Raw genomic sequence first — 24,035 nt, 5'->3', positions numbered from 1 at the left:
GCTATCTACTTAATTAGGATTTCTTTTCTATCTAAGTTTATACGGAGACGCTTAGTGCTGTCAATAAATACGAGGGTTACTTTTGATACGGCCGCGTATGTTTGGCTTCTTTAAGAACCCCACTTTGTTAAAAGGACGTCTTGAACCGCACTAATTCGATAAAATCGAACTTAATTCTTGATACTGTGAAAGCATCCACTGTTTGTAATTCTCATGAGATGGCAGTGTTTCAGTAACCTTTAGAACCGGTACCTTAGACTTCTTAGCTAACTTCACGAAATTCGTAACCGTTTTGTCTGAAGCCTGTTCATTATAAACAAAAAAGGCAATTTTACGCGCTTTAATTTCTGTTTGCATTTTCTTTATTTCCTGGACGGCGGGATCAACTCCCTTTTCCATGGCATTTTCAAAGTTTTGGTCGGCTACTTGATACCCTAGTGCTTCCAAAGCATAATCAAAAACCGGTTCACTCACAAACACCTTATTATACTTTTTTTGAGCCGCTTGCGTTTTTAATTTAGCAATTTCACGATTAATGGGCTGCAGGGATTGCACATATTTCTGCGCATTTTTGTGAAAGTACGCTTTATTTTTAGGCTGCCGTTTACTTAATTTATTTGCTAAATACTTCACATACCGAGGCATTGTTTGTGGGTTGTACCAAATATGCGGATTATCGCCCATCTTCTTTCCCATCACATCTTCACCAATTTTAATGTCAACAACAGTAGATTTGCCATTTTTTACCAGTTTGTTCATCCAGGAATCGTAACCAATCCCGCTTGCAATCACCACATCTGCTTGACTAACTTCACTAGCCACGCTTGTAGTCGGCTCATAGTCATGCGGATCAACAGTGGCACTGTGAATAACCGATTTTACAGTTCCTTTACTCCCCACGACTGCCTTGGCAGCTTCTCCATAAAAATCCGTGGTGGCAACAATTTTGAGCTTATCGTTATGGCTAGCCTTTTTCGTACTGTGACAGGCTGTAAGCATACCGCTCATTAAAAGCACCGCAATCATGACGCCAAACTTTAACAAATAATTCCTCAACAATTTATCCTTAGTGATCATAAACAACCCCTTTAGTTTTTTGAAAATAGTATTAGCTACTCTTTTCATTTTTTTGCGCAGATCCACTTTCAATACCGAGCACTTAAGGCTGGCTGCCGGCTAGAAATTTGCCCTGCAGTCAGGCATGGTGTCACCACTTATTCTCAGTTAGTTGCCCTATTAAACGACCCCACCTCCCAAACCAGTCTGCCCTTCGACCTAAATCAGAATAGCGTAATTTCCGTTCGATGTAAATAGTAATCGTTACTATTTAGAAAATTAATTTTATTTTTTATCTTCCAGTATCTAAAAAAAACCTGCCCTCTAACTAGCATTAAAGAGGAGCAGGCTTTCTGAGCTTATTATAAGCTGCTTAATTTTTTGCTTCATAAATCAGGTGTTCATTCACAAATGATAACATCCCGGACTCACTTAATTCGCGGCCGTACCCGGAATTTTTAACGCCTCCAAATGGTAATTCCGGTAGACTGGTCCAGCCGTGATTGACAAAGGACATCCCTGCCTTTATCTGGCTCGCCACTCGAAAAGCATGTTCAGGATCGCTAGACATCACTACACTCCCTAGCCCATAACGCGAATTATTGGCTAACTGGATGGCTTCTTCCTCGGACTTCACCCGATAAACTTGTGCGACTGGGCCAAAGAGCTCTTGATCAAAGACAGGATTTTCTGGTGTAATATCCGTCAAGATAGTGGGCATGAAAAATTGTCCTGGCAAATCTACCGGCTGAGTACCATAAACAACCGTTGCTCCCGCCTCAACAGCTTCATCAACTTGTTTTTGTAATTTTTCTTTTCCTTTTTTGGATGAGAGCGGGGCTAAGGTAGTCTCTTGCAGGAGCGGATCACCCATTTTCACCTCGGCAAAAGCCGCCGTTAATTTTTGTACAAATTCATCGTACAGAGCGTCTGGAATAATAAACCGTTTGGAAGCCGTGCAAGTTTGCCCAGTATTGGCTAATCGGGCTGCCGGTGCAACCTGATAAAGCAGATCTTTATCCACATCTTCCAAAACTACGAAGGCGTCATTCCCGCCCAACTCCAAAGTCGACTTTTTCAGATTTTCACCCGCGACTTTTGCTACTTCTTTACCACCCCGTTCGGAACCAGTTAAAGCAGCCCCTGTGATTCGCGGATCGGCAATCACTTCGGCAATTTGGTCATAATCTAAAAATAAATTGGTCAAGCTTCCGGTCGGTGCCCCAGCTGCTTCGATAATAGCAGCAATTTTGCGTGCTGATCCTGGCACAATTGACGCGTGCTTCAAAATGACCGGATTGCCAACCATAAAATTCGGGGCAAAAATACGCATCACTTGGTACAGGGGAAAATTCCATGGTTCACAGGCAATAATCGGTCCCAACGGTTGTTTTAGCACCACTGCCTTGGCATTTTTAGTTGGAATTTCGGTAGGTTCTAAAAATTCATCGGCGTGCTCGGCAAAATAGTCCGCAATGTTAGCACAGAGATCTACTTCATCTTCGGCTTCACCGATTAATTTTCCCATTTCTTGGGTCATGATTTTAGCCATGGCTGCCTTTTGCGTGCGGAATTGCTGAGCAACCGCCTGTAAAATTGTTTTACGGTTGGAACGCTTTTCGGTTTCCCATTGTTTCGCTAACTCTGCGGCAGTTTGCAAAGCAGCCTCGATTTCTTGGGTTGTTGCATTCTCGTATTCGTTAAGTGTTTCATTCGTGTACGGGTTTACTGCTTTATAGCTCATAAAATCGCTCCTTATTTTGGCTGAGGGACAACGTTTATAACCCTCATTATAGCGGGCGTAAATTGACGATTGCGAACGATTTGCCCATTCATTTTTTATCCCGAATAATAAAAAAAGAAGTCAATTGAGAGCGCTTTAATGATACACTTTACTTAATACAATTAGAGAGGAAAATTACCATGATTCAACACATTTTTTTAGATATGGATAATACTTTATTAAGCCCAGATGGGTCAATTAGTCCCAAAAATGTAGCTGTTATTCAAAACAGCCCAGTGCCCGTTTCGCTCGTTTCCGCCCGCGCACCTTTTGAAATGGCCTTCGCAATTCGTGAATTACATTTAAAAACAACGCAGGTTGCTTTTAATGGCGGCCTAATTTTCAAACCGACTGCGCCTGCATATGAGCGGATTTTTGCCCAGGCCATTGCCGAAGCAGACGCCCTAAAAATCATGCACCTTGTTCACCAGCACTTCCCAGGCGCCTCACTTAACTGGTACTCTGATCAGACTTGGTACACGGATAAAAACTGTCGTGAAACCGACTTTGAAACCTCCATTACCCACGAGGTTCCGACACTGCAAGCCTTATCCACACACCTGTCTCAGACTGTTTATAAATTTATGGTAATGAGCTTTGATCCTGTGCTATTTAGCCATTTGGAAACCTATCTGAAGCAACTAGATTTACCGGCCCTGAATATCATGACCTCTGGCGATGCTTATATCGAAATCACACCCAAACAAGCAACTAAGGCACAGGCTGTTGCTCAAATTCAACAGGCTGAACATCTGTCGCGGTCCGAATTGGCAGCTTTTGGTGACGGCGAAAACGACATTCCAATGTTTAAAGAAGTCGGGCTGCCAATTGCGGTGGCCAATGCAAGTGCTCAAGTCAAAAAGTATGCCAAATTTGTCTCAACCAGTAATCGGCAAGATGGGGTTGCTAACGGAATACAACAACACATCTTACTTTAAGATTAACTACAATTGCAGTTCGTTAATAGCCCTAATAAAATGGCAAAGTTTCTTTGAAATAAGTAGCCGAGATTGTGAATTAGCGTTCACATCGAGGCTTTTTTTTCTGGATTTGCAAGTTCCCGTTTCAATTCTTGCACGAAGAATTTCGGAAAATTTGTACCTTTTTTTAATCGTTCTAAGCTGCCGTTTAAAAAGTCTTTAAAACAATTAATCCTTCAAAATGCCGTAATAAAGCCGTTTGCTTCTAAATTCGCTTACCTAAAAATAACATTTATCGAAAAAAAGCTTGCAAAAAAGTGAACATCAGTTTTATACTTATCACGAAAAGTAATCGCTATCAATCAGAGGAGTGATGAAAATGAAAACTTAATTATTTCCCTTTTTCAAAACAAATTCACGATGTTTCCTGTCATGAACAAACAGTGTTTTTCAAGTTATTGCAGCTAATCACGGTTGTCTTGGTATCCTGCCCTTATTTTTTCTTGGTCTTATTCTTATGTATTCAACAATCATGATCCATCTGCAATAGTTGCTTAGAGAGCACGACCGTGAAACTTTCGCTTTTGGGCAAGTAATTGTTTCAGCGGTCTTTACTTCTCAAAACTTATTGGAGGTAATTTTATGGCTGATCAATCTGCATCATTCAAAGATAAATTCAGTACGGCAATCGGGCGATTCTCAGGGTCTCGTTTTGTCCGCGCTATCATGGCTGCCGGCTATAGTGTTATTACATTCTCTATTGTTGGTGCGTTCTTCTTAATTTTGACTGTGTTGCCGACAGCATTCCCAATCCCGGGATTTGCAGCTTGGTATGCAGGCACCATTGGTCGTTTCACAAATGTCTTTCAAGTTATTTATAACTCAACAATGGGAATTTTAGCCCTTGTTTTTTCCGGTACTTTTACATACACCTACACGCAAATCTACCGTGATGAAGAGCATCTCAACCTTGAACCTTTAAATGGCTTGATGATGTTTTTAATGGCTATGTTTATTACGGTTCCTCAACTTGTTTGGAAAAACGGCAGCATTCAGTTTGTCCAATCTCTAAACAAAGCTAACATCATCGGTGGTGGTTATGCTGTTTCAACAAGCGGAATTACTCGAATTGCTTCCGTAGGTATTTTTACCGGGTTAATTGTGGGATGGATTACGGTTCAAATCTATCGTTTCACCATCAAACACAACTGGCAAATCAAAATGCCTGATTCAGTACCAGCCGGGGTTTCAAATTCATTTAGTGCTTTAATTCCTGGTTTCTGTGTTGCATTTGTAGTCGGTGCTATCAACTTGGCTTTGGTCATGGTAGGTACTGACTTATTCAAGGTTCTCTACATTCCATTCTCATTTATTAGTAACATTGCAGATACATGGTGGGGATTCTTAATCATCATCTTCTTGATCCACTTCCTCTGGTGGTTCGGGATTCATGGTGCAACCATTATGAGTTCTTTCTATACCCCAATTGTTTTAGCGAACATGGCCGCTAACGTTCATGGTGCAAACCATTTCTTCGCCGGCGATCCTCTGAATGCCTTCGTTATCATTGGTGGTTCTGGTGCAACTTTAGGTATGGCTATCTGGTTAGCTTGGGGCTCTAAATCAGCCCAACTTAGGAGTATTGGTAAAGTTGAAATTGTCCCAGCACTTTTCAACATTAACGAACCAATTCTATTTGGACTTCCCATTGTTTACAACATCCAATTAATCATTCCGTTCATCTGTGCGCCACTTGCTTCCGGAGTTGTTGGTTACTTGGCAGTTACTTCCGGGTTAGTACCAAAAATCATTTTACAGCAGCCATGGCCAACACCAGTTGGGTTAAGTGGCTTTATCGCAACTGCAAGCTGGAAAGGTGCTGTCTTATCCGTCGTTTGTGCGTTAGTTGCATTCGTAGTTTGGTATCCATTCATCCGTCATTATGACCGGACATTACTCAAACATGAACAAGCTACCGAAGCACAAGAAGCTGCAGAGCAAAACTAGTTTAGAAAACATAAATAACAATAGCTGTAGACCGGCAGATTCGCTAGACTACAGCTATTGTTTGATTTGTACAACTTATTAGGTTCTACAACAATATCTGTTGTTGGTAATAGAAATTTAACTATTACTGATGACAGATTTTTTATATATTATTTAGTGATAAACAAAAAAAGCGGACATTTCCTGTCCGTTCATCAAACCCACCATGATCCGAGAAAGAAGGAAATGCCCTTATGGATAATGATACTACCAAATTACTATTAAGCATAGAAGATAAACATATAAAAATTGAAACTGGTGCTAGAGGAACGGATGGCGCCATCCGTTTCCAAGGCAGATTAGATTACCGTCCCAAGGCCTGTCCGCACTGTGGTATTCTCAATGAAGGCCAAATTATTAATTATGGCTGGCGCAATACCAATGTCCGGCTCGCAAGAACTTTAGAAAACAATGTGCTGTTACAACTTAAGCGTCGTAATTTTCAATGTAAAGCGTGCCAGACAACTTTTTTAGCCCAAACGAGTTTAGTGCCCAAAAACTGTACGATTTCTAATCCCGTTAGAAAAGCATGACTTGAAACGCTATTGGAAATTGTTGTTAGTACCGGCTAACCAATTAGATTTCGAACATTTTCATAAATGGACTAATTTTCCCTACTGGATAACGGCTACGGACGTGGTTGATCATCTTTTATCTCTCGATCCAGAATTCAAACAGACCTACCAAATCCTCAATAACGTTCACATTACCCTGCAACATAAAGATTGGAACAACTATAATGCCGCTTTTTGGCATCTAGAAGGTTGTTCTGAAGAAATGCATAGTACTACTATAAAAGTCCTTCAGGAACACCATGAAGAGATTCGGCATACATTTTTGACGACCTATACAAATGGAGCGTTAGTGGGCTCAAACAATAAAATTAAAATCATTAAACGCGTTAGCTACGGATATCGGAGTTTCTTCCGTTTCAGAATTCGGATCTTGTATGCATTTAGGGTCAAAACAAAAAAAGTCCTAATCACCAAATGATTAGAACTTTAAAAATTTCACCAACAACAGTTGACGAAGAACCACTTATTAAAGGTTATAAATATTTACAGCATTCCCTGAGAGTATCTTATTTTTATCAGCACCACTAATATTCAAAGACTCAACATAAGTAGGACCCTCTGTTAGCCAACTCTTTTTTACTGGATAAGACGATCCATAAATAATATGATCTGCTCCTAACACTTTCACAGCGCACTCTAACTGTGCAACTCCCCACGGCTGTGCATGTGACATTTCAAAATAAATATTTTTGTTTAAATACTTTTTAATTTTTTCATTGTTCGTATTAAATCTGCCATTACCGGAGTCTGTTGGAAAAAACATGTTAGTGTATGCAAAAAAGCCGCCACCAAGCATAGAATGAATCATTTTAAGATTTGGTAATTCTTCAAACATACCACTAAACAACTCACGAGATACAGCAATTGTTTGATCTTCACAACGTCCATATGATCTACGTAAATTATTATAATCCAACAAAGCTGTATACTCAGTCGGTACGGGAGTGTGATGAACATACACCGGAACATTTAGATCATTGATTTTTTTCAATAATGGCCGGAACATAGGATCGTCTAAATATTTGTTCCCATAATGTGCCGCGAGTTGAACCCCTTTCATGTGTAGTTCCGTGACACACCGGGTCAACTCTTTCAAAACATCTGCATCAGCTCGAGGCGGTACAACAGCAAGTGCTTCCATATGGCCTTTACTTTGTCGTACACGTTCTGCCATTAAATTATTAAATTTCTTACATAAATCTAACGTTAACCATTCTGCACAACCAGGTAATTTTAAAACTACCTTTTCCACATTAGCTTCGTCCAAATCTCGTAACTGCTTTTCTAATGCATAATCACCAGAAAAATAATTTAAATTTGCTGATCCCTCCGGTTTTTCAATTACAAACTCTTTTCTTCCATCTGACGATACCAATTTGTGTGCATAAACATCATACTCTCTTGGTACTGAACGCAAAAATTGATTTGCTAATGTCTCAGAAGTGAATAATTCTTCTGGTAACCAATAAACATTTGAATCTATAATCATTTTACTCATCTCTATTTACCTTTTTATTTGACTTATTTATAAGTACCCGACTACACTTATTCCATATATGAATAGCTGAGTAAGGAGTGATAATTTGTTACTTGAATATATTAAGACCTTTTTGGCTTTGGCGAAAAGCCAAAATTTTACCGAGGCCGCAGACCTGCTTTACATTTCACAGTCCACACTTTCAAAAAGAATTCAAAAAATCGAAACCCAGCTAGGTGTACAATTATTCGACAGAACTACCAAATCTGTGAAATTAAGTGATTATGGTTATATCTATTTACAATATGCAACTAAAATCGTCGAACTTGAAAACAATTGTCTGGAACAGATAAACGAAACCGTTGCCCACGGAAACTCTTTAAATATCGGTGCTATCCCATCTATTGGACAATACGGCATCACACAGATTATCACTCGTTTTATCCAAAACAGTAACGTGCATGTGAAAGTCATAACTGCTCCTTCCGGAAAACTCGAGAAATTGTTATACAAGCACGAATGCGACTTAGCATTTATTAGGGACGTGAGCGAAGAATATACCTTTCAAAAAGTTCCTTATACTACTGATCATATGGTTGCTGTGTTACCAAAAAATCATCATTTGGCGAACTACAAGTCCATCAAAATCGGTCAGCTGAAAAATGACAATTTTTTGCTTCAGCCTAGGGGATCACGTCCTTACAATAATTGCATCACACTTTGTGAACATAACGGTTTTACACCAAATGTTCTTTACACTGATGATCAAGTTGAAAACATTCTTGAATTTGTAGCGTCTGGAATGGGTATTTCCTTACTTATGGAGAAATTAGTCGATAAGACTAATCCGAATATTATCACAGTCCCAGTTTTTCCAGATGTAACCTCGAAAATATTCTTATGTTATATGCCAGATTCAAATTTAACCAAAAATAAACGTCAATTCATTTCAAGTATCTATCCTTCCAACAGTGTTTACAAATAGATTCATCCAAATCAAAAGTTGATTTTAGATTCCCCATGTGTCCGAACCCTCGCAATTACTTCGTTGGGGAGATCCTTAATTTGTTCTGGTGCCATTAAATAGGCATTAACAGGCTTATTAATTTTTTCAAATTCTATATTCACTGTTTCTATTAAGGCACGGATTGCACTACGAGAAACCACATAGAGCCCATAATTGGCTTTTGGTATCATTCCATACAACGCAGTGGCAAAAATAAGCCCGCCATTCATATTGTTTTTCATAACTTTTGCGGCCAAGTCTGTACTATTGATTACCCCCATTAAAGTGGTTTCCAAGTAGTTACGCCACTCTAACGTAGTTAATTGATATACAGGCTTTTTAGGATAATGCAATGAGTCTGGCATCAATCCCATATTAGTAAAGACCAAATCTATCTGTCCAAAACGATCCATAATTTTTTGGTATGTGTTATTAATTTCATTACTGTCATCAACATTACATAAATAAATTTCACAATCTTTTCCTAAAGCTACAATTTTATTTTTTAAATTTCTAGCATCTGTAGCTCTATGTGTAAGTAAACAGATGTTATAACCTTGTGCTACCAGCTTTAGTGTAACTTCCACTCCTATACCATAGGTAACACCAGACAGAACTGCCGTTTTTCTTGAAACAGTAGAGTTGCTCAAATTCTGTATACCCCTCTCGTAAAAAATTCTCCTTCTTTGGTAACACTTCTTAATATTTTTCACCTAGTGAATGGGAACCACAGGAGCAAGGTGAGTAAGTGGTGCTAATTTTCTATTTTCTGCACTTGGAATACCCCAAAAGTAAGTGACCGCTGCGGCAACTATTGTAGTAATTGCCCCGGTAATTAACCCATTAATAAAGTTTATTGATGAACCACCACCAATAAAAGCAGTGGGCTCTAAAATAAACGCACCCTGAACCATTACCCACATTGTTAAATGCGAGAGCCCAGCGTATATTCCTCCTACAAACCCTCCGATGATTAAAGAAATGAATGGTCTCTTATAACGTACCGCCACTCCATATAAAGTTGGTTCTGTCGCGCCGCCAATAATATTCGCAAATAGGTAACTCCACGCCATTCTTTTTTCTTCTTTGCTATGCAGTTTAAGTGCAGCTCCAATTGCAATTCCTGAACTAGAAAATCCCGCCAGTGCACCACATACTAAAATAAATGAATCCTTACCAACTGTTGCAAAATTGACAAGTGCAGTTGCCAAAAGAACAAGATGCATACCCGTCATAACCAGTATTGGCCAAAATCCAGCAATTAATCCCGTTGCAAGAAGGCTCCAAACACCACCTAAATGACTAGCTCCTTGAACAAGTGCATTAATTAAATCTCCAAGATAACTGCCTAAGGGGCCAACCCCGCATAAAGTGATTGGTAGCATAACAAAAATTGTTAATGTTGGCGTTAATAATGGACTAACGGAATCTGGTAAATACTTTTTGAAAAACCGTTCAATATAGCTCATTACCCAAACAGATAGAATGATTGGTAAAATGGTAGATCCATAGCTCACCAACCCCATTGGAATACCGAAGATTGAAAAAGATTTTCCCGCGGAAACAATGTTTACCAACGAGGGTTCAAGAAGAATTCCACCAAGCAACATACTCAAAATTGGACTTGTTTTAAATTGACGCGATGCTGTATAGCCAACAATTACCGGCAAAAAATAAAATCCAGCATCACCAACAAAAGCAAACAGCTTATAGGTTGTCAGCAACGGTTGTAAAATGTTGGAAAATACCGATTAGAAAATGTCGGTTTTCCAACATTTTTTTACGGTAAACTAAACGTATCTCAAATTTGGAGGAACTGAAATGCGTTTAGATGTTGAACAGTGTGTCCAGCAATATATTATGAACAAAATAAAGCCCAACTTCGCTGAAATTGGTCGACGATATGGTGTTGATCCGCGAACGGTTAAAAGATACTACAATTTAGGGCTCACGCCCCCAGATGAGCAGCCACAACCCTTACGGCGGCCGAGTAAACTTGACGATTATCGAAAAACGATTGAAGAAAAGGTTCTAGAAGGCTGTTCGGCAACGGCAATTTATTACTTTATCAAAGAACGTGGCTATCAAGGAAAGCAAAGTATTCTCAGAGACTATTGTCGAACCATCAGAAAAGCCGCAACGAAAAAAGCCACTATCCGGATTGAAACCTCGCCAGGGCTTTCAGCCCAGGTTGATTGGAAAGAAGACTTAACATTGATTTCTCGGCATGGAGAGATTGTCAAAGGCAACATCTTCTTATATGTTTTAGGGTACTCGCGAATGAAATACATGCAATTTACCTTCAGTCGCAGCCAAACTACCTTTTTTGATTGCTTAACGAATGCCTTTTGGGCAACCGGGGGTGTGCCGAAAGAAATCTGGTTTGACAACCAAAAGGTTGTCGTCGATCATCATAAAAGTAATTTTGGTAAGCCGGTATTTAATGAAACCTTCGTTGAATACGCTAAGGACGCTTGTTTCAAGCCAATTGCTTGTCGACCGTTTCGGCCACAAACCAAAGGAAAGGTTGAGGCGTTGGCCAGAACTACTCAGCGAATTAAAGTTTACAACCATGAGTTTGAAGAGCCGCTAGACTTAGCCGAGATCGTTCATTTGACGTGTGATCAGCTGAATCATGAGAAGTCTCAGGCGACTCAAATTCCGCCTTATTTATTGCTTGATAAAGAAAAAGAGTATCTCCATGATTTTGATCATGACTTACTCGATGCCTATGCCAGCCAAACCATCGCAAGGAAAGTTAGCAAGGAATCAATGATTGTCTTTCAAAATCGGAAATACTCCGTCCCCATCAGATATATTGACGAAACCGTACAAATTAAACACGATGACAATACTCTATACGTTTATTATAACGGAGAACTAATTCGTTCTCACCCTATTTCACTGAAAAGATTTAATTATCTTCGCGATGACATGGAAGAGATTGTCCGATCAGACCTTTATAAGAATCGTGATGACCGAGTCATTGATGATTACGTCGACCGAAACCTGAAGATGTTTGATGAAATGGAGTGAGAAAATGGCTAATTACCAAGCGTTATACACCAACCTTAGACAATTAAAGTTAGATCGTTTCGCCGAACATTTAGGCTACCTATTGGATCATCAAGATGAAGCACCCAAGTCCTTGAGTGATGCCTTATTCGAATTGACAACGGCTGAGCTTAAATACCGGGAACAAAAAAAGATTAATTTGAGAATTAAACTAGCCCGCTTTCCATATGAAAAAACGTTAGCTGACTTTGACTTTAGCTATCAACCAGGAATTAACCAAGGGACAATTGAGGACTTGGGATCACTAAGATTCACCCAAGAGAATCAAAACATTTTGTTTATCGGCACCTCCGGTGTCGGTAAGACTCACCTAGCCACCGCCATTGGAATTGAAGGGTGTAAACAAGGAATTTCAACGCAGTTTATTCGATGTAGCGACCTCATCAACAAGCTTCAAACAGCACAAGTTCAAGGACGAAGCGAAGAAGTGTTGCGCCGGTATGCCCGTTTTCAAATTCTAATCATTGACGAGATTGGTTATCTCCCAATTGAGTCAGTGGGTGCTAAGCTGTTCTTTCAGCTAATTGAAAGACGATATGAACGGAAATCAACCATTATCACCACTAATATTCCGCTTTCTAAGTGGGGAAACACCTTTTCAGATAAGATGTTAGCTAACGCCATTTTAGACCGCTTGGTTCACCACGCTAAAGTCATCCGAATCACCGGTCGATCATATCGAATGAAGGATCATTTGATTGAAAAGAAGGATAATTCTGGACCTGATTTATCAGGTTTTAGCTCACAAAATAAAGAAAGGAGCAGTGAGACACTGTAAACCTTATCGGTAAAAAACAGCATTTTTTAATCGGCAAAAAACGACATTTTCACATCGGCGTTGACATAGGTATCGCTGCTTTTACTGATTACATCGAGAAATTGCGGTCCTAAAATCGAAACCAGCATCTTAAACATTGATGAAACCATAATTACGGGTATGATTGGTGTCAAGCAGCCAACTAGGCGGTTCATAATCACTGAACCTATTGCCCTTAACGTAAGCTTCTTGTGTCCATTGGCTGATAATTCAGGATCTAAGTTTTCATCGATAGCTTCCTGTTCCTTGATTCCTGCTATTTCGCAGAGTGCATCATACACTTTAGCTACTTTCTGTCCAATGATAACTTGATACTGCCCTGCGGTTTCGTTAACACCAATAACTCCGGCTATTTTTTTTATTGCATCAGCATTTGGAATACTGTCATCCTTTAAATTAAATCTCAATCGCGTTACACAATGCGTAACACTCTCAATATTTTTTCTGCCACCAACAGCATCTAAAACGTTTTTAGCTAACTCTCGATTTTCCGTATCTTTACTATTTTTGGCCATTTTTTTCACCCTTTCCATACAATCAAAAATTATCTATTGTTCTCGTAATAACACTTGGCTAGAGTGAACCAAAGTATCATCAAGACTACCTAACTCGATTGGTTGTGAGTATCCTTTTGTGAAAATTATCATTGTGCTCATATCTAAGTTGTGTTCTTTCATTACATGCCAGTCAATTTTTATTAAGGGCATTCCTGCCTTAACTTTTGTATTGGGCTTTACCAGTCCTTTAAAGCCCTTCCCAGCCAAAGCTACTGTGTCTAATCCAATATGAATTAAGATCTCCACATCTTTTGTATTTGAACGCATTCCAATTGCGTGTAGAGAATCTGGAATCATAATGATTTCACCATCAATAGGTGCAACCACAACATCTGTTTTCTGTGACGGAATAATTGCAAAACCTTCACCCATCATTTTTTTAGAAAATACATCGTCTTTTACTTTCTCCAAGGGAATACATTCTCCAGCGATTGGTGCAACAACTGAAAATTTCTGACTTTTATGTTTAAAGATCTGCATTTAAACTTCCTCCGCTTTTCATTTCCACTAATAATTTTTTTCCTTTTTTAATTTCTGCAAAACTTTTTTAGCACTATTGCTGCCTGTTTGAGCAGCACGGTTGTACCATTTCATTGCTAATGATATATTGTGGGGCCTCCCCAGCCCTTGCTCATACATACGAGCAATACCAAGCATCCCGGGTACAGCAACAACATCGCCACGTTTAGAAGCACGTTTATACCATCTAAATGCTACTTGGTAATCTACTTGTACACCTCCCATACCAAAACAATAATAGTCGCCTAAATATGCCATACTGGTTATATCTCCCGCTTTGGCTGCTTTTACAAAATAGCTTCTAGCTTTCAACAAATCAATAGGAACTCCCAATCCTTTCTGGTAGCACCTGCCAAGATATCGTAATGCTTTGAAATCGCCTTTTTTAACGCCATCTTTTAGCATCGCAATTCCTTTTTTTAAATTTTGTGATCCCCCTTGACCATTTATATACAGAACCGCCAAATTAGTGATTGCCTGAACACTTCCATTTGCAATGGCACATTTTGACCAGTATCTAGATTTTTTATAATCAATAGGTAATTCACCTGTTTGGTAAGCAAATCCCAAAGAAGTTTGAAATCTTGTATTTCCATTCTTTGCACGAATAATTAATTCAGCTAAAATCGGTTGAAGATTGTGTCTCTTTTTGGCATCTTGATAAATTTTTTCGAAATCATCTTTACCATTCATGAAATACTCACCCGTTTTGTTCCTCAACAATTTAAAGAAAACGTTTTCTTTAACTATTATTCTGCACTCAAAATAATTAGTAAGCAATTCAAAATACATCTTCATTTATTCCACAAGCGAATAAATGCTTTCTAATGTATCTAGATTTCTATTTAAAGAATTACCCTAGATTCCGCAAAACAAGCCTCAATAAGCCCGATTTACTCTGTGTGTGCAATATATCTTTTGGTTTTATTTATGTTATTTCTAACCACAAATTTTAATTCCCGATTTCTTCAAAAATCAGGAATTAATTGTCAAAAGCAATTTTATGTTAAGCTGCATTCGCATTTTGACCGTAAATATCCTACAATTAAGGAAATAATTAAGTGAGATGATATTTTTATGACAAAACGTATTAAAGGTTCTTGTACCACCATTCTAGTCGGTAAAAAAGCTTCTATTGACGGCTCTACCATGATCGCCCGCAACGAAGACGGTGCTGGTCCACTTAATCCCCAAAAGTTTGTTGTGGTTAACCCAGAGGATCAACCAACCCATTACCAAGTGGTGCTCAGTCCAGTTGAAATTGACTTACCTGACAATCCTTTGCGCTACACTGCTACCCCAGATGCAACATCCGGTCACGGGATTTGGGCCGGTGCCGGCATTAACAGTGCCAATGTGGCTATGACCGCCACCGAAACGATTACTTCTAATTCACGCATTCTTGGGGTTGACCCGTTGGTAGCAAACGGTATTGGCGAAGAAGACATTACCACCATTACGCTGCCTTACATTCACTCCGCTCGCGAAGGTGTGAAACGGTTGGGTGCCCTGCTCGAAAAATACGGGACTTACGAAATGAACGCGATGGCCTTTTCTGATCAGGATGAGGTCTGGTACTTTGAATCCATTGGTGGCCATCACTGGGCTGCGATCCGTATTCCGGATGACGCTTATGTGATCGCACCTAACCGATTTAACATTGACCATTATGACTTTGACTCCGAAGACACTTTATTTGCTGCAGATTTACCAGATTTGATTGAAACTTATCACTTGAATCCTGATCGCGATCAAGTCAATCTGCGTCACATTTTTGGCAGTGCTACCATCAAGGACACCCGTTACAACAACCCGCGGGCTTGGTACAGTCAAAAATATTTCAATCCCGAATTCAAGACGGTTCCGATTGACCAAGATTTGCCTTTCATTTGTCGTACAGACAAAAAAATCAGTGTCGAGGACATGAAATTCGTTTTAAGTTCTCATTATCAAAATACCCCCTATGATCCTTATGGTACGGGTACAGAAGATGAGAAAAAGCAATTCCGTCCAATTGGCATTAACCGTAACCAAGAACTGCACATTTTACAAATTCGTCCTGATGTTCCTGCTGAAATTGCCGGCATTCATTGGCTGGCCTTTGGACCCAACACATTTAATGCTGTTGTCCCGTTTTATGCCAACGTAACCGACACGCCCGCTGCCTATAAACAAACAACTGGTGACTGTGATCCTACCACAATGTATTGGTTAACCAATGTTTTAGCCCTTTTAGGCGATCACAATTTTGGTTTGTATGAAGATCAGGAGAACCTGTTTGAAGAAAATACTGTGGCAGCTTGCCGCAATTTACAAATTGAGGCAGACCAAGCTTACAAACATGAAGCTGATGTTCAGGCTTATCTCGAAAAAATTAACGCCCAAATGGCCGAAGTTGCTATGAAAGCTGCAAATAAATTATTAGGTCAAATGTTAGCTCTAGGTGAACCGCAAATGAAATTACAGTTTACTTTAAATGATTAAAAACGAACCAAAAAAGTTCCTGGAATCTCATCACATGATTCCAGGAACTTTTTTAGTTAACTTGTTTTTATTTCAGTTTATTTGATAAATCCGTTCTCACCAGCAAAACATCACATTTCGCAACTCGGACCACATAATCTGCAACTGAACCAATCATGGTCCGCTTGAGTGCACCCATACCAGTCGCCCCCATCATGATTAAATCACTTTTTAATTCTGTCGCGGCCGAACTAGTGATGACTTTGCCAGCATCCCCGGACTCTACCGAGATCGAAACATCATCAAAATCGTATTTTTCTTGAATCTGTTCCTGTAGCATTTCAACATATTCTTTTGTTTTTCGATAAGTGATATCCAGATAATCCGTGTTTGAACCCATATGTCCATAAACATCCAGAAAACGGCTGGTTTGAATAACGGAAATAATGTCTAAATGGGCTTTATTCCGTTTGGCGGTAGAAACAGCCTTCGTCACAGCCAATTCAGCATTCTTCGAGCCATCTACCGGAACCAGAATTCTTTTATATTGCATCGGTTTACCTCTTATTTCAGTCTTTTACTTGATTATAATCAATATTGGCTTGCGACGCTACCATTTAGAAAAATTTACCCTTAAAACTGATCAACCAACTTAAAAATCCCGGTAGACCATTCGTGAAAAACAGTTTACTAGGATTTTTATCTTTTTACGTGTTCATCGTGTCTGCGAGTTCCTTGAACCACTGGGCACTCTTCTTGATTTCGCGAGCCTGCGTTTCAAAGTTCACATAAAACAGACCATACCGTTTGTTATAGCCGTTCGCCCAGGAAAATTGATCTTGCAGTGACCACACAAAGTAGCCTTGCACATCGACCCCTTCCTTTCGGGCTTGCAATAAGGCCGCCAAATGTTGATCAATGTAATCAATTCGCGGCTCGTCGTCAATGACTTGCCCCACTCCCGCATAGGTATCTTTATAACCAAGACCATTTTCAGTAATGTAAATGGTTTTACAATTTTTATAGGTCGCACTAACCCATTTCAATTCATCATAAAGACCCTTAGGATAAATGTTCCAATCCCAATCGGTAGTTGGAATTTCGGGATTCTTTACGTGTTGACCAACGCCCTTGAATTTAAAGGAACTTGTACCTTTTTCACCGGTACCGTTAAAGGTGTTTGTGCTCTCGCCTTCGTAAGCTGCTACAAAAGATGGCTGATAGTAATTCAACCCAAAATAATCATTTCGACTGGCTGCTTTTTTTAGAATCGCCATGTCGCCGGGCTCAATTTTAAGCCGCGCGTCATTCTTTTGTAAAACCTCGTTCACGAGTGCCATAGTTTCTGGACGATATTCGCCTAAAAATGTCCCATCCAGTAAAAATGTGTTCATAAAGGCATTTTCACAATCCGCCGCGTGTTGGTTGGCTGGTGTTTGAGGATAAGGATAAACAGGTTGCAGCACATGGATGAGTCCAATTCGGCCCGCATAACCTTTATCTTTGAATAAATTCACAACGCGGGCATGCGCTAACAATTCATTATGTTCTGCTTGAATTGCGCTGGTTACATCAAAGTGATGGCTCGGCGGAAAGTTTCCTTGGATATATTGTGAAAACGCCAAAGAAATTAACTCATTGATCGTAAACCAGTTTTTCACTTCTTTAAACTCTTTAAAACAAAAATCAGCATAGGCGACAAAGTAGTCAATGTTTTTGCGATTTAACCAGTCGCCATCTTCAAAAAGCGTTCTGGGCGAATCAAAATGATGTAGCGACACATATGGCGTAATACCATTGGCTAAGCAACATTGAAATAGCCGGTGATAATAGTCAACTCCCGCTTGATTGGGCTCGCCGTAACCCTTAGGGAAAATACGCGTCCATGAAATGGATACCCGAATTGCATTTAACCCGTAAAGTTTTGCCAGTTCAATGTCTTCAGGATACAAATGATAGAAGTCACTTGCCGGATCAGGTGAGAAACGTCCCTGCGCTTTTAAATAATCATCCCACATTGTTTTGCCCTTACCATCAGCTTGAGTGGCGCCTTCTACCTGATAGGCAGCAGTCGCACCTCCCCAGACGAAATTTTGGGGTAACTTTTTAACCCGTTTTAGTAATGTCATTTCTAGTAGCTCCTTTATTTTGGTGACTCAATGCCAAGTTGCGTCTCAATTCGATGAATTCGTTCGTACTCGTCGATAAAATAGGTCACCTCATCTTTTAATAGCATGGTCGTCATGAGCGTATCTTGACCATGAACCATAATAAACGTGACGTCCATGTCACTGCCGCCGGCTTCTTTGCTTAACAGTTTAGTTTGCTCATTATGAGCGTCTACAATCGATTGATTAGACTCCGCCACTAATGCTCGAGCATGTTCAAAATTACCTTTACGTGCTTCTTGTAAAGCCTCGATTAAAGCTGTTTTTGCATCTCCTGCATAAGCAACAATCGAAAAACCGGTCATTGAAATTTCTTTTTTAGTTGCCATTTTCTAAATCCTCCCTGTCTTAATAAATGTCGTCATGCCATTGGGTTCGCATTTTCTTGGATTAAGCGCTGAATGTGAATAATGAAGTAAACCCTTTCATTTTCGTTCAAGCGAATCTGCAATTTCTCCTCTAATTGATCACAAATTTTACCCGAAATTTCATAAGACTTAGGGTATAACCGGTGAAAATCCGCTTCGATATTTGTATTCAATGCGTGGTCATCCAAGGCGTTATTCTGCACGCGTTCGACTAAATACTGTAAATGGATCATAAGCCGGTCAAAATAATTTTGATTGGCTAGATTTCGTTTAATCCCGTAAGTTTTAAAAGTTTGGTTCACAATTTGATTCACACGCACATTCAACGTGTCTTTTGGTCCCGACTCAGGATCGACACCTTTCGCATTAATGAAATGAAGCGTAATATTTTTAACCTCAGTGTTGGGAAAATGAACGTTGAGATTCTCATTTACCATGGTCAAAACCGCTTTGGCGATCGCATATTCAGTTGGATAACGCTCATGAATGTCTGGAACCAAACTGGCTTGATAACTTCCATTCATGAGATGTTTATACATCTGAAAAATGTGATCTGTCAAGGTCACATAAATATAATTTAAAACGGAATAATGGTAAGTGTGTTTAGCCATGTCAATTGCTTTAAACGCCGTTACCACAATATCAATCGGCACGTCCTTGAGTAACGTGGCAAAATGTTTCTTAATTCGGTCATCTTCCAAATACAAAATACTATCCGCATCAGTTGCTAAAATTGTGTCGCCGGGACGCTTATGGTAGCCAATCCCTTTACCAGAAATGATTGCCTGTTTTCTGGCACCAAGATCAACGAGGACACTATTGTTATTGTATACAGAACGAATAACCAATCGCATTTTTCCACCTCCTAGAAAAAAATTAATGAAGCTTAATTTACAAAATCAGTTCCCTGTAAATTCTCCAAAATGAAATTCAAAGATTTTTCAGGGTCACGTGTCAGGGCAATATACTGCTGACCTTTAGTTGCAACCAATTTGATGCCGAGACGATCTGTATCGCTCTTTAAATCATCGTAATAGGTACGGACTTGAGGAGCCAGAACTACCAGATCATAATTAGGCAAAATATCGTGATGAGACCCATAAGCCCCCGCACTTGCAACAATTGGTTCCTGATACTGCTTAGCCGCAGCTGTCAGCGCATTCGCTAATTGTTCACTTGTACCGCCACCTGCACACAAAACCAGCACCTTAACCTGACGAGCTAATTTCTTACCAACAGTTGGTGCTGTAGGAGCACTGTTACTATCATCTTGAGCTGTGGGTGTGACCTTTGCTGCTGGTTCTGCGCTTGTTTCGGGAACTGCGGGCGTTGTCTTTTCTGCTGCTGTATCTACAACTGCTTCCCCAGCATCAACTTTGGCCTCCTGAGCAACCAGCGTTGCATCATAAGCCCGACAGAATGGCAAGTAAATAAAGGTATCAAGTACAAGCAGGAGAACCATGAGCAATAATGAGATTGGCTGGAAGTTCGTATCCATAAATGCCCCAATCGGCCCCGGCAGTGCCCACGACAGAATATACATGAAACCATTCATATGCAGAAAGTCAATAAATAATTTCCCAATCAAAACATTAACCATAGGTGTAGCAACAAATGGAATGAAGAAGTATGGATTTAAAATAATCGGTGCTCCGAATAGCAAAGGTTCGTTAACCGCAAACATGACCGGAATTACGGAAGCTTTCCCAATCGCTTTTAATTGTTTGGAACGCATCAGAAAGATGAAAATAATTGGAACTACAAAAGTTGCACCAGTTCCGCCAAGTTCACCAACGAAGTTTAAAAAGTTTTCTGTTAACGCATGGAAAGGAAAGTGGCCAGCTTTAAAGAGATTTAAATTGGCTGTGGTGTTTCCATACAAAGCAGCTTCAAATGCCGGCTTAACAACAGAGGGACCATGAATACCTAAGAACCAAAACATAGGAACCAAAAACTCGATCAATGCAAGGCCGGGATAACTTTCAGCGCCTTTGAATAATGGCTGGATCACAGTAGCAATCAACGCTGAAAAAGGTACATGTAAAGTTGCGCGCACAGCAACATCAATTGCTGCACAGGCTAAGACGGAAAAGCCAAACGGAAAGATATCACGAAAGTTTTGTGAAATCGCACCAGGTACCTCTTTTGGCATTCGAATCGTAATATCACGTTGGACACAGAATTTATAAATATTGACCGTCAAAAAGGCAGAAACAAATGCAGAAAGAATGCCTTCTGTACCAAAGTAAGTCCCTAAATATGCGCCACTCTTTGTGGTTCCAATGGCTAACAGCATGAAACCGCACATGGATGCCATCATGGTGGAGGTACTATTGATAAATTTACCACCTTTAATTTTATGGTTCATGGAACCGGTCAGTGCTTTGGCGGTTGTTCCGGCAACATAAAATCCGACAAACCCCATAGTATAGTTGTAGATCTTATTAAACCAATTAATGAGATCTGCCGAGACGTGCAACCCGATTAAGGTTGGAATATTCGCTAAAAGAATGAAGACACTTGAAAATAAGATGATGGGCATAGCAGCCAAGAAGCCGTCCTTGATTGCCATCAAGTAGATATTCTTAGAGATTTTTTCAAAAAAGCCTTGATGCTTTTCAAGTCTACTGATGATAAAATTCATATTATAACTTCCTTTCTATATATAAATAAATAATTTCTTAAAATAAAGCAAAAGAAAAACCACGAATTAACGACGGAGGTCACCCTCGTCTCGTTAATTCGTGGTTACGCCTAATCTAATAGTTACGATCCACTTTTGTTGTTTATTCCTTTAGCAAATTCATCATAGCACCATCGCATCTTTTTGTAAACGCTTTATTTAGTTTCGAAAGTGGTTTACTTTTTGCTCAATGTAATATATAATTTGCATTAGGCAATATATAGTTTGCATTTAAACGGAGCAAAATGAATAATGAAAAATAAAAAAATGAAATTTGCGCGATTAAATAAGAGTATGAGCCAGGCTGACCTGGCCGCTGCAATTGGTGTGACTAGGCAGACCATTGGCTTAATTGAAGCCGGTGAATACAATCCCACACTTAGACTCTGTGTTGCCATTTGCAAAACACTTGATAAGACACTTAACGATCTTTTTTGGGAGGAATCACTATGAAAAAAAACGTACCCCTGACGAACGCGTTGTTGCTCAATACCGTCAAGTTAACAGCGAAGCACTAACTATTTTAATTGTTGCTTTAATACTATCGATTATCGTCCAAAGTATTTTTCTTAAAACACCCTTGTCCCAATACTTAGGCGAACTCATTATGTTACTCGTCGTTGGCGGCTATTTGTTTGTGCGTTATTTAGTAATTGGGTTAAACGTTTCAATGCGTCCCTCGTTTATGAGCTTAGCAGTCGCTTTAATCGTTACTTGTTTAAACGGATTCTCAAATTTTCACACTTATAAAAATTTTTATTCAAAAACTGGAATGGTTTTTTTGGGGGCCGTGCTAATCGTAACATTTATCAGTTCATTTTTGATTCCCTATTTTATTTTTAAAATAATGCACCACATAAACCAAAAAAGACAAAATGCAATTCAAAAAAAGTTAGATCAAAGAGAAGAGCTATAGCACATCCAAAAACGAGAGTGAGAAAAGGGGTTTAACTTCGAACATAACCCCGGATGCCGAATCGTGCGATCTCTGTCGTTAATCAAAGTAGATAGCCTTTTCCATGATTTCGACTGTTGAAGTTTGGAGACTAAAAAGTGAGGCTGAGAGATCTCTCCCCACCTCACTTTTTAGCAATTAAAATTTCAAATCACATCGTATCTGCGAGTTCCTTGAACCACTGGGCACTCTTTTTAACGTAGCGTTTTTGGGTATCAAAATCCACATAGAATAATCCATACCGTTTGTTATAGCCGTTCGCCCAGGAAAATTGATCCTGCAACGACCACACAAAGTACCCCTGAACGTTGACCCCTTCCTTTCGGGCTTGTAGTAAGGCTGCCAGATGTTGATCAATGTAATCAATTCGCGGCTCGTCGTCGATAACCTGATCCGCACTCACAAACTGATCTTTATAACCTAATCCATTTTCAGTAATGTAAATGGTCTTGGAATTTGGGTATTCTTTAGCGATCCTTTTTAAAATATCGTAGAGACCCTTGGGATAAATATTCCAATCCCAGTCCGTAGTCGGCACACCCGCTTTAGGGACCACCTGGCCAACGCCATGAAAACTAAAGGATGAAGAGCCCTTATCACCGGTACCATTAAATTGGTTACCGCTGGGACCGTCATAGGCTTGAATAAATTGAGATTGATAGTAATTCAAACCAAAGTAATCATTTTGGGTGGCTGCTTGTTTCAAGATTGCCATATCGCCTGCTTGAATATCCAGTTTGGCATTATTTTTTTGCAAAATTTCGTTGATCAAGTCCATTGTTTCATCGGAATAATCGCCCAAAAAGGTCCCGTCTAGCAAGAACCGATTGATAAAGGCATCATACAAAGCCGCCGCGTGTTTATTCGCCGGTGTCTGCGTAATCGGATAAATCGGCTGCAAAACATGGATCAGCCCAATGCGTCCGTTCAAGTGCAGTGACTTATACAAGTTGACCGCCCGAGCGTGTGCTAGCAATTCATTGTGCTGGGCTTGAATTGCACTGGTCACATCAAAATGATGATTAGGCGGAAAATTTCCGGCGATGTATTGAGATAGCGACAGCGAAATCAATTCGTTGATTGTAAACCAATTTTTAACCTCTTTAAATTCTTTAAAACAAAATTCCGCGTAAGCCACAAAATAATCTATATTCTTTCGATTTAACCAATCTCCTTGGTCAAACAGCGTTTTAGGTGAATCAAAGTGATGCAAAGATACATAGGGCGTAACGCCATTTTCGATACAGGTCTTAAATAATTTATGATAATAGGCCACCCCCGCTTGATTAGGCTCGCCGTAACCTTTAGGAAAAATTCGGGTCCAGGCAATTGAGACTCTAATCGCATTTAGGCCGTACTCATGAGCTAATTTTACGTCTTCAGGATACCGATGATAAAAATCACTAGCGGGGTCCGGCGAAAACCGGCCTTGCGCCTTTAAATAATCATCCCACATTGTTTTTCCTTTACCGTCGGCCTTTGTAGCCCCTTCAACTTGATAGGCAGCGGTCGCGCCACCCCACACAAAGTTTTTTGGTAATGCTTTTACTCGATTTAACATAGTATC

At 39.7% G+C, this 24,035-nt stretch carries 24 protein-coding genes; 10 read left to right on the top strand and 14 right to left on the bottom strand.

The features are described 5' to 3' along the window. Positions 1-150: 150 nt before the first annotated feature. Positions 151-1,077 carry a metal ABC transporter solute-binding protein, Zn/Mn family gene (locus tag ACLJJ6_RS00835; RefSeq protein ID WP_412989585.1) on the bottom strand — a complete coding sequence of 309 codons (927 nt, stop codon included), beginning with the start codon at positions 1,075-1,077 and terminating at the stop codon, positions 151-153. 352 nt (positions 1,078-1,429) lie between these two features. After that, entirely contained in the window at positions 1,430-2,800 is a 1,371-nt protein-coding gene (locus ACLJJ6_RS00830) for an NAD-dependent succinate-semialdehyde dehydrogenase (protein ID WP_412989584.1), read from the bottom strand. Between the two features lie 179 nt (positions 2,801-2,979). On the opposite strand from ACLJJ6_RS00830, the gene ACLJJ6_RS00825 reads away from it, so the two are divergent. The 4 genes from ACLJJ6_RS00825 (at position 2,980) to ACLJJ6_RS00810 (ending at position 6,798) form a co-directional block, all read left to right on the top strand. Next, the gene (locus ACLJJ6_RS00825; protein ID WP_412989583.1) at positions 2,980-3,777 is read left to right on the top strand and encodes an HAD family hydrolase; all 798 of its coding nucleotides are present in this window, start codon (positions 2,980-2,982) and stop codon (positions 3,775-3,777) included. A gap of 624 nt (positions 3,778-4,401) precedes the next feature. Then, positions 4,402-5,766 carry a PTS cellobiose transporter subunit IIC gene (celB, locus tag ACLJJ6_RS00820; RefSeq protein ID WP_412989582.1) on the top strand — a complete coding sequence of 455 codons (1,365 nt, stop codon included), beginning with the start codon at positions 4,402-4,404 and terminating at the stop codon, positions 5,764-5,766. A gap of 233 nt (positions 5,767-5,999) precedes the next feature. Next, positions 6,000-6,338, top strand: coding sequence for a transposase family protein (locus ACLJJ6_RS00815; RefSeq protein WP_412989581.1), 339 nt, complete (start codon positions 6,000-6,002; stop codon positions 6,336-6,338). Between the two features lies 1 nt (position 6,339). Further along, a complete protein-coding gene (locus tag ACLJJ6_RS00810) occupies positions 6,340-6,798 on the top strand; it encodes a transposase (RefSeq protein WP_412989580.1) in 459 nt (152 codons plus the stop codon). Between the two features lie 48 nt (positions 6,799-6,846). On the opposite strand, the gene ACLJJ6_RS00805 is transcribed toward ACLJJ6_RS00810, so the two are convergent. Continuing rightward, a complete protein-coding gene (locus ACLJJ6_RS00805) occupies positions 6,847-7,869 on the bottom strand; it encodes an amidohydrolase family protein (protein ID WP_412990397.1) in 1,023 nt (340 codons plus the stop codon). Positions 7,870-7,963: 94 nt separating this feature from the next. Here ACLJJ6_RS00805 and ACLJJ6_RS00800 point away from each other — a divergent pair, with 94 nt between their 5' ends. Then, positions 7,964-8,842: a LysR family transcriptional regulator gene (locus ACLJJ6_RS00800; protein ID WP_412989579.1), complete on the top strand. Its 879-nt coding sequence runs from the start codon at positions 7,964-7,966 to the stop codon at positions 8,840-8,842. Positions 8,843-8,853: 11 nt separating this feature from the next. Here the strand turns inward: ACLJJ6_RS00800 and ACLJJ6_RS00795 are convergent, their stop codons facing one another. Both ACLJJ6_RS00795 and ACLJJ6_RS00790 read right to left on the bottom strand, forming a co-directional pair. Then, positions 8,854-9,513 (bottom strand): SDR family NAD(P)-dependent oxidoreductase, encoded by a 660-nt coding sequence (locus tag ACLJJ6_RS00795; protein ID WP_412989578.1) that lies wholly within the window; start codon positions 9,511-9,513, stop codon positions 8,854-8,856. Positions 9,514-9,576: 63 nt separating this feature from the next. After that, positions 9,577-10,587, bottom strand: coding sequence for a PTS transporter subunit EIIC (locus ACLJJ6_RS00790; protein WP_412989577.1), 1,011 nt, complete (start codon positions 10,585-10,587; stop codon positions 9,577-9,579). 97 nt (positions 10,588-10,684) lie between these two features. Here ACLJJ6_RS00790 and istA point away from each other — a divergent pair, with 97 nt between their 5' ends. Both istA and istB read left to right on the top strand, forming a co-directional pair. Beyond that, positions 10,685-11,899 carry an IS21 family transposase gene (gene istA / locus ACLJJ6_RS00785; protein ID WP_260210390.1) on the top strand — a complete coding sequence of 405 codons (1,215 nt, stop codon included), beginning with the start codon at positions 10,685-10,687 and terminating at the stop codon, positions 11,897-11,899. Next, positions 11,886-12,716: an IS21-like element helper ATPase IstB gene (gene istB, locus ACLJJ6_RS00780; protein WP_412988384.1), complete on the top strand. Its 831-nt coding sequence runs from the start codon at positions 11,886-11,888 to the stop codon at positions 12,714-12,716. The genes istA and istB overlap by 14 nt, the downstream gene beginning before the upstream one ends. 26 nt (positions 12,717-12,742) lie before the next feature. On the opposite strand, the gene ACLJJ6_RS00775 is transcribed toward istB, so the two are convergent. The 3 genes from ACLJJ6_RS00775 to ACLJJ6_RS00765 are packed head-to-tail and all read right to left on the bottom strand — an operon-like array spanning position 12,743 to position 14,623. Further along, positions 12,743-13,270, bottom strand: a complete 528-nt coding sequence (locus ACLJJ6_RS00775) for a PTS transporter subunit EIIB (protein ID WP_412989576.1) — start codon at positions 13,268-13,270, stop codon at positions 12,743-12,745. Positions 13,271-13,303: 33 nt separating this feature from the next. Beyond that, positions 13,304-13,792 (bottom strand): PTS glucose transporter subunit IIA, encoded by a 489-nt coding sequence (locus ACLJJ6_RS00770; RefSeq protein WP_412989575.1) that lies wholly within the window; start codon positions 13,790-13,792, stop codon positions 13,304-13,306. Positions 13,793-13,819: 27 nt separating this feature from the next. Continuing rightward, positions 13,820-14,623 (bottom strand): tetratricopeptide repeat protein, encoded by an 804-nt coding sequence (locus ACLJJ6_RS00765; protein ID WP_412989574.1) that lies wholly within the window; start codon positions 14,621-14,623, stop codon positions 13,820-13,822. Positions 14,624-14,908: 285 nt separating this feature from the next. Between ACLJJ6_RS00765 and ACLJJ6_RS00760 the strand changes: the two genes are divergently transcribed. Further along, on the top strand, positions 14,909-16,315 hold the full coding sequence (locus tag ACLJJ6_RS00760) for a C69 family dipeptidase (RefSeq protein WP_412989573.1): 1,407 nt from the start codon (positions 14,909-14,911) through the stop codon (positions 16,313-16,315). 67 nt (positions 16,316-16,382) lie between these two features. Here ACLJJ6_RS00760 and ACLJJ6_RS00755 read toward each other — a convergent pair whose 3' ends face one another. From ACLJJ6_RS00755 to ACLJJ6_RS00735, 5 genes are all read right to left on the bottom strand, one after another. Further along, on the bottom strand, positions 16,383-16,847 hold the full coding sequence (locus ACLJJ6_RS00755) for a universal stress protein (RefSeq protein WP_412989572.1): 465 nt from the start codon (positions 16,845-16,847) through the stop codon (positions 16,383-16,385). 154 nt (positions 16,848-17,001) lie between these two features. Next, entirely contained in the window at positions 17,002-18,423 is a 1,422-nt protein-coding gene (lacG, locus tag ACLJJ6_RS00750) for a 6-phospho-beta-galactosidase (RefSeq protein ID WP_412989571.1), read from the bottom strand. 14 nt (positions 18,424-18,437) lie between these two features. After that, positions 18,438-18,791, bottom strand: a complete 354-nt coding sequence (locus ACLJJ6_RS00745) for a PTS lactose/cellobiose transporter subunit IIA (RefSeq protein WP_412989570.1) — start codon at positions 18,789-18,791, stop codon at positions 18,438-18,440. A 32-nt stretch (positions 18,792-18,823) separates the two neighbouring features. Then, the gene (locus ACLJJ6_RS00740) at positions 18,824-19,684 is read right to left on the bottom strand and encodes a PRD domain-containing protein (RefSeq protein ID WP_412989569.1); all 861 of its coding nucleotides are present in this window, start codon (positions 19,682-19,684) and stop codon (positions 18,824-18,826) included. Positions 19,685-19,716: 32 nt separating this feature from the next. After that, complete coding sequence (locus ACLJJ6_RS00735; protein WP_412989568.1) at positions 19,717-21,474, bottom strand: PTS lactose transporter subunit IIBC; 1,758 nt, start codon at positions 21,472-21,474, stop codon at positions 19,717-19,719. Between the two features lie 291 nt (positions 21,475-21,765). Here ACLJJ6_RS00735 and ACLJJ6_RS00730 point away from each other — a divergent pair, with 291 nt between their 5' ends. Continuing rightward, positions 21,766-21,966 (top strand): helix-turn-helix transcriptional regulator, encoded by a 201-nt coding sequence (locus tag ACLJJ6_RS00730; protein ID WP_412989567.1) that lies wholly within the window; start codon positions 21,766-21,768, stop codon positions 21,964-21,966. Then, positions 21,875-22,429, top strand: coding sequence for a DUF6773 family protein (locus ACLJJ6_RS00725; RefSeq protein WP_412989566.1), 555 nt, complete (start codon positions 21,875-21,877; stop codon positions 22,427-22,429). Before ACLJJ6_RS00730 ends, ACLJJ6_RS00725 begins: the two co-directional genes overlap by 92 nt. A gap of 190 nt (positions 22,430-22,619) precedes the next feature. On the opposite strand, the gene lacG (ACLJJ6_RS00720) is transcribed toward ACLJJ6_RS00725, so the two are convergent. Next, positions 22,620-24,029 (bottom strand): 6-phospho-beta-galactosidase, encoded by a 1,410-nt coding sequence (gene lacG, locus ACLJJ6_RS00720; RefSeq protein ID WP_412989565.1) that lies wholly within the window; start codon positions 24,027-24,029, stop codon positions 22,620-22,622. Positions 24,030-24,035 lie beyond the last annotated feature (6 nt).

Origin of the sequence: Pediococcus siamensis, from assembly GCF_047220215.1 — a bacterium.
Taxonomy (GTDB): domain Bacteria; phylum Bacillota; class Bacilli; order Lactobacillales; family Lactobacillaceae; genus Pediococcus; species Pediococcus siamensis.
The sequence above is the reverse complement of the archived record's forward strand: the minus strand, read 5'-3'. Positions and strand labels throughout refer to the sequence as shown.